This window comes from Acinetobacter sp. YH01019 (genome assembly GCF_013420285.1).
GTDB lineage: Bacteria > Pseudomonadota > Gammaproteobacteria > Pseudomonadales > Moraxellaceae > Acinetobacter > Acinetobacter gandensis.
The window spans coordinates 1-4,866 of sequence record NZ_VOYM01000131.1 but is presented as its reverse complement, the minus strand read 5'-3'; the positions used below and the strand labels follow the sequence as shown (position 1 = coordinate 4,866).

Below are 4,866 nucleotides of genomic sequence, written 5' to 3'. Positions count from 1 at the left end.
ATCTGAAGTGAGTGATCGATTAACTTTTGTGGTTGAAGCGGCCCAGTTTCTTCAACACACCTTCTAAAAAATCAATTTCTAATGCCTGCTCACCGATTTTTGCATGTAACTTTTTAAGATCAATGGGAGGTTCTGATGGAGCTTTTGATTGATCGAAAGCTTGTGAGGAAGCTGAGATCAATTGATTTTTCCAGTCAATAATTTGGTTTTGATGAACATCAAACTCAGAACTCAATTCAGCAAGTGTTTTTTCTGCTTTGATCGCAGCAAGTGCTACCTTAGCCTTAAAGTCGTTTGAATGATTTCTTCTTGGTCTACGTGCCATAAAATACTCCATATATTGATGTTTATAACATCATTTGAGGAGCAGAGTATCACTTATAGGAGTTGTTCAAATTTCCGGATCCATCTCTCTTTTATTGGATGCAAGAAGTAGTTTTATTGATGCTGAGTTTAAGATTTCAAACATCTTTGATGCACCGCATAAGAATGAAGTTGTTCGCTTAAATAAGAAATCACAAGCATATGTTGAAGCTAATGGCTGGATGTCCAGATCTTCCGCATTAGAACGTTTAGAACAATGGAAAAACGTTGCGTTTAACCAATATCTAGATCCAACGATCCGCAACCAAAACAACCAAAAAATTGTCCTTTCTCTTTTTGATTTGTCTGGCACATGGTCACAACCATGGGTTGATGCTGGCTATCAAGTATTTCGGTTTGATATACAGGCAGATCCTTATTTTGGCGATATTAATAACTTCAGCGTGGAATTCTTTAACGAGCTTTTTGCATGCTTTGATGGTTTGGACGTTCATGCGATTTTAGCTGCATGCCCATGTACAGACTTTGCTGTTTCTGGTGCAAGACATTTTACTGCCAAAGATGCTGATGGTCGCACGTTAAGCAGTATTGAGCTGGTGTACCAAACTTTAAGAACAATTGAATTTTTTAAACCGAATATTTGGGCAATTGAGAATCCAGTAGGGCGTATTGCGAGCTTAACCGGGTTGTCGCCGTGGCGTCTGTCGTTTGATCCGTTTCATTTTGGTGATACATACACAAAGAAAACATTATTGTGGGGCCGTTTCAATGCCGACCTACCAATTGCACCTGTTGAACCTGTTGAGGGCTCTAAAATGCACCGCCTATACGGTGGCAATAGTATTGCGACTAAGAATGCTAGAAGCGTAACGCCTGAAGGTTTTGCATACTCATTTTTCACGGCAAACAACGCACATAGCAATTCGTTAATGACGATTTGCAACAAGTATGATCGTTTAGATCCTGAGCTTTTGAGTCGCTGTTTAAATAGCGGTTTGAGTGACTACGACATCTCTAATTTGATCGATGACGATTATTACGACTGTGATGATTATTCAGCACATCAAACATTAGAAAGTGCCGTTGAAAGCATGGGGGTGGCTGTATGAATCTGAGCAAGGTTATTCATGCTTATAGGTATCTGTCTCCAGAAGATGTACCGCATGAATTAAGAGATCTAAGCCATAAAGGGGCATTTGTAAGAGGGAATTTCTATGTATAACTTGCTTCCACATGAATTAATCGTTGATAACTTTGCTGGCGGTGGCGGTACATCAACTGGTTTAGAACGTGCGTTCGGTAGACCGATTGATATTGCAATTAATCATGATCCGAAAGCCTTGGCCATGCATCGCATCAATCATCCAAAAACAAAGCACTACTGCGAGAGTGTTTGGGATGTTAACCCTGTAAAGATTACGGGCAATCAACCTGTTGGCTTGGTTTGGCTTAGTCCAGACTGTAAACATCATAGCCGTGCGAAAGGTGGCAAGCCGTTAAACAAGAAGATCCGCGGTTTAGCTTGGATTGCTTTAAGGTGGGCTGCAACAGTTCGACCACGAATCATCATGCTTGAAAACGTGGTTGAGTTTGTTGAATGGGGTGATTTGGATAAGAACGGTAAACCGATTTTAAAGCGGAAAGGGCGAACGTTTAACTGTTTCGTGAATGCGCTCAGGTACCAAGGGTACACGGTCGAATATCGTGAACTACGAGCATGCGACTATGGTGCACCGACATTGAGAAATAGATTTTTCTTAATTGCTCGGCGTGACAATTTACCGATCGTCTGGCCAGAACCCACACATGCTGAATTTGACTTTTTTGCACCTCAAAAAACGAAAAAACAACCATGGAAGACAGCTGCTCAATGTGTGGACCTTAATTATGAATGTTTAAGTTGTGTGCCCACCTGCGTAACCGCTGACGACTTGCTGAACTCCCTGAATCTGTAAAAATACGGCTTCAGTACACCAAAAGCATCCCCCACCGAAAAGTGCCTGTTGCATGGTTGATTCCTCATTCAATTAAATAACTCAATCGGGCTGATGGTTAAATTCCAGCTCATCAGTATGAAAGATAAAAAAGCCTGTCCATACAGGCTTTTTGTAGGGAAGTATTAACGCGGCTGAACAGCACTTTCCAGCTGGATCAAGAGATTTCCATGGCGATCCAGTAATTTTAAGGTTTTAGCAAATACCTGATAATGCGTCACTTTAGCTAAAGCTTCATTAAATTTCTGATCAAGCTGATCGTTGTTCATGCAAGCCATACGGGTAGTAGCCATTTGACTCAGGGTCAGCGTATCTTTTGCTGCTGTGTAGCTGCCCATAATCCGGTTACAGCTATCTGAACCTGAAACGCGCTGGGTACTGGCATCAAATTGCAGACTCGGAACATTGCGTGCGGTTGGCGCAGTCTTGATTTCAGTATTACCAATCTGGGTCGCAATCCAAGTACGATTTTGCAAAAGTTGTAAATGATTCGCGGTTTGTGTCGTGGCTGTATTGGGCACAGTTTCGCAGCCCATGACCGTTAGAACCGAGCCTAAAATCGCGATTGCAGTTAATTTTTTTAGCATGAGAGATACTCTGATCATTGACTAGCTATTTGTATATAAACAAAAAAATGATCAAGGTTCCAGTTGATTTTGTATCTTTATTGAAGTGGATTTGCTACACAGTTATCGCATGTCGGGTTTTGGTAGGCCCTGCCGGATCAGGCGTGAATAGTCCTGACTGGAGAGATTAGCGGTGCGTTCTACCCGTGGATTGACATGTGCCCGTTGATACCAAGTGTGCATATCCCAAGACTGTTCTAGTACTTTAAGATCATAGAGATAATTCGGTAAATAGCCGGAGGCCAGCAACCGGTAATCTGAGGGTAGCTGTTGTTGCGATATCGCCTGAACCATATCAAAGACTAGTGTGGTGCAATTACTGGTCAGGGTATTGTACCATTTTGGCTTTTGGGCCAGCTCATCGGCCTGACGCAGATATTCCTTGAATAGCGCTTTAGCCTGAGCTTGCGGCATTTTGACTGGGAAAAAATAGACCTGTTCACCACGGACATTGCTACGGGTATAGACAATATCCTTTTCATCCGATGCGACCAGACTCAGTTCATATTTTCGGAAAAAGCCACCAATCGCTGAAAACTCTTCATTCTTTTCCTTGCGGATTTCAATCGAGAAGGTGAGTGGCTTTTGATTGGCAAAATCGAAGCTGACCAGGGTATGGGCAATTTTAGGCCCCATCCAGTAGGAAGTAATGATGTTCACGCCAGTAATCTGATTCAGATCAAAACTGCGGCTTTCCCAGCGTTCGATATAGCGACCATCGGCCTGCCAGTCAAAGTTGCGGATATTGTGTAAGGTAACCTGATCGCCTTGCTGCTCATAATGCAGAAGCTGGGAAACCTCAGGATTCCACTCTCGATCCTGACGCGCTTCCAGACTGAAATATCCTAGCAAACAGAATAAAAAGGCCAGAAGATAAAGAACGCTATCCACTTGGCGGGAGATCAGATGCCGGGTGAAATAAATCCCGAGAACGACCAGCGCAAAGGTCAGCCAGAGTCCAATCAGTATCAAGCTGCCGATTTTGCCGATGGGAAGATGAACCCACAGCATGAGGCTGAGCCACAGGCTCGACAGAATGACGAATAAAGTAAACAGGCTGCCCAGCAGCCACAGACTCCAATGTCTGGAGATATATTCGCGTCCCTGCATCATCACTTTTTCATGAGAAATAGGTTTTATTTTCTGTAGGTTGCGAACTCAAAAGCAATGCCGGTTTTGTCATCAATATGTTGTTCTGACGCTATCTTCACAAAATCATTTGGAATTTTAGGATAAAAAATATCACCTTCAACATTTAAATCAACATGAGTAAGCTCTAGTCGATCCACAATATTGATGGTTTGCTTGAAAATCTCACCACCACCAATAATAAAAATTGTATTTGGTTTCTCTGATGCTTGAACGTCAGGAATAGATTTCTCTAAGGCTTCTTCGATTGAATGTGCAACTTTAACGCCGTCAAAATTCCAATTATGGTTTCGAGTAATTACCCAATTTACACGTTTAGGAAGCGGACGACCAATCGAATCAAAATTTTTACGACCAAGGATAATTACCCCACCTTGGGTAATTTCTTTAAAGTGTTTTAAATCAGCAGAAATATGCCAAGGCAGATCGTTATCCTTACCAATACAACGTTGGTTGTCCATAGCAACCACATGTACTACTTCAAAACTTTGGAAAGTCATAACTTAATTGTCCGGAACATATTGAATATCACATATAACAAAATCCCGCTTTATAAAAAGCAGGATTTGGTCATGGTAACTATAAAGGAAAATAAAGCTAATTTCAGCTTAATTTAAAAATCCATTAAAGCTAAAGAATTTTTAAGTAGGGTCTGTTGACATTTACTGTTCATAATTAACCCTATAAAGGTAGCCATAAAAATATACAGGCTAAAGCAACAGAACTTTGATAATTTCTTTTGAGCTTGTCATATCGAGTAGCTATTCCTCTAA

At 41.5% G+C, this 4,866-nt stretch carries 4 protein-coding genes and 4 pseudogenes; 2 read left to right on the top strand and 6 right to left on the bottom strand.

The annotated features are described in order from the left end of the window. Nucleotides 1–337, bottom strand: a pseudogene (locus tag FTT84_RS16950) (transposase); the annotation flags it as partial. Nucleotides 338–419: 82 nt separating this feature from the next. Here FTT84_RS16950 and FTT84_RS16945 point away from each other — a divergent pair. Both FTT84_RS16945 and FTT84_RS16940 read left to right on the top strand, forming a co-directional pair. Then, the gene (locus FTT84_RS16945) at nucleotides 420–1,433 is read left to right on the top strand and encodes a DNA cytosine methyltransferase (RefSeq protein WP_042893681.1); all 1,014 of its coding nucleotides are present in this window, start codon (nucleotides 420–422) and stop codon (nucleotides 1,431–1,433) included. Between the two features lie 105 nt (nucleotides 1,434–1,538). Continuing rightward, nucleotides 1,539–2,225: pseudogene (locus FTT84_RS16940) on the top strand (DNA cytosine methyltransferase); the annotation flags it as partial. On the opposite strand, the pseudogene FTT84_RS16935 reads toward FTT84_RS16940, so the two are convergent. The 5 genes and pseudogenes from FTT84_RS16935 to FTT84_RS16915 all read right to left on the bottom strand — a co-directional run. After that, nucleotides 2,223–2,333: pseudogene (locus tag FTT84_RS16935) on the bottom strand (peptide-methionine (S)-S-oxide reductase); the annotation flags it as partial. The pseudogenes FTT84_RS16940 and FTT84_RS16935 sit on opposite strands and share 3 nt — an antisense overlap. A gap of 110 nt (nucleotides 2,334–2,443) precedes the next feature. After that, complete coding sequence (locus FTT84_RS16930) at nucleotides 2,444–2,905, bottom strand: META domain-containing protein (RefSeq protein ID WP_033917524.1); 462 nt, start codon at nucleotides 2,903–2,905, stop codon at nucleotides 2,444–2,446. A 102-nt stretch (nucleotides 2,906–3,007) separates the two neighbouring features. Then, nucleotides 3,008–4,057, bottom strand: coding sequence for a DUF4105 domain-containing protein (locus tag FTT84_RS16925; RefSeq protein WP_077170331.1), 1,050 nt, complete (start codon nucleotides 4,055–4,057; stop codon nucleotides 3,008–3,010). 23 nt (nucleotides 4,058–4,080) lie between these two features. After that, nucleotides 4,081–4,593 carry a trimethoprim-resistant dihydrofolate reductase DfrA41 gene (dfrA41, locus tag FTT84_RS16920; RefSeq protein WP_004729503.1) on the bottom strand — a complete coding sequence of 171 codons (513 nt, stop codon included), beginning with the start codon at nucleotides 4,591–4,593 and terminating at the stop codon, nucleotides 4,081–4,083. A 181-nt stretch (nucleotides 4,594–4,774) separates the two neighbouring features. After that, a pseudogene (locus tag FTT84_RS16915) lies at nucleotides 4,775–4,866 on the bottom strand (IS5/IS1182 family transposase); the annotation flags it as partial.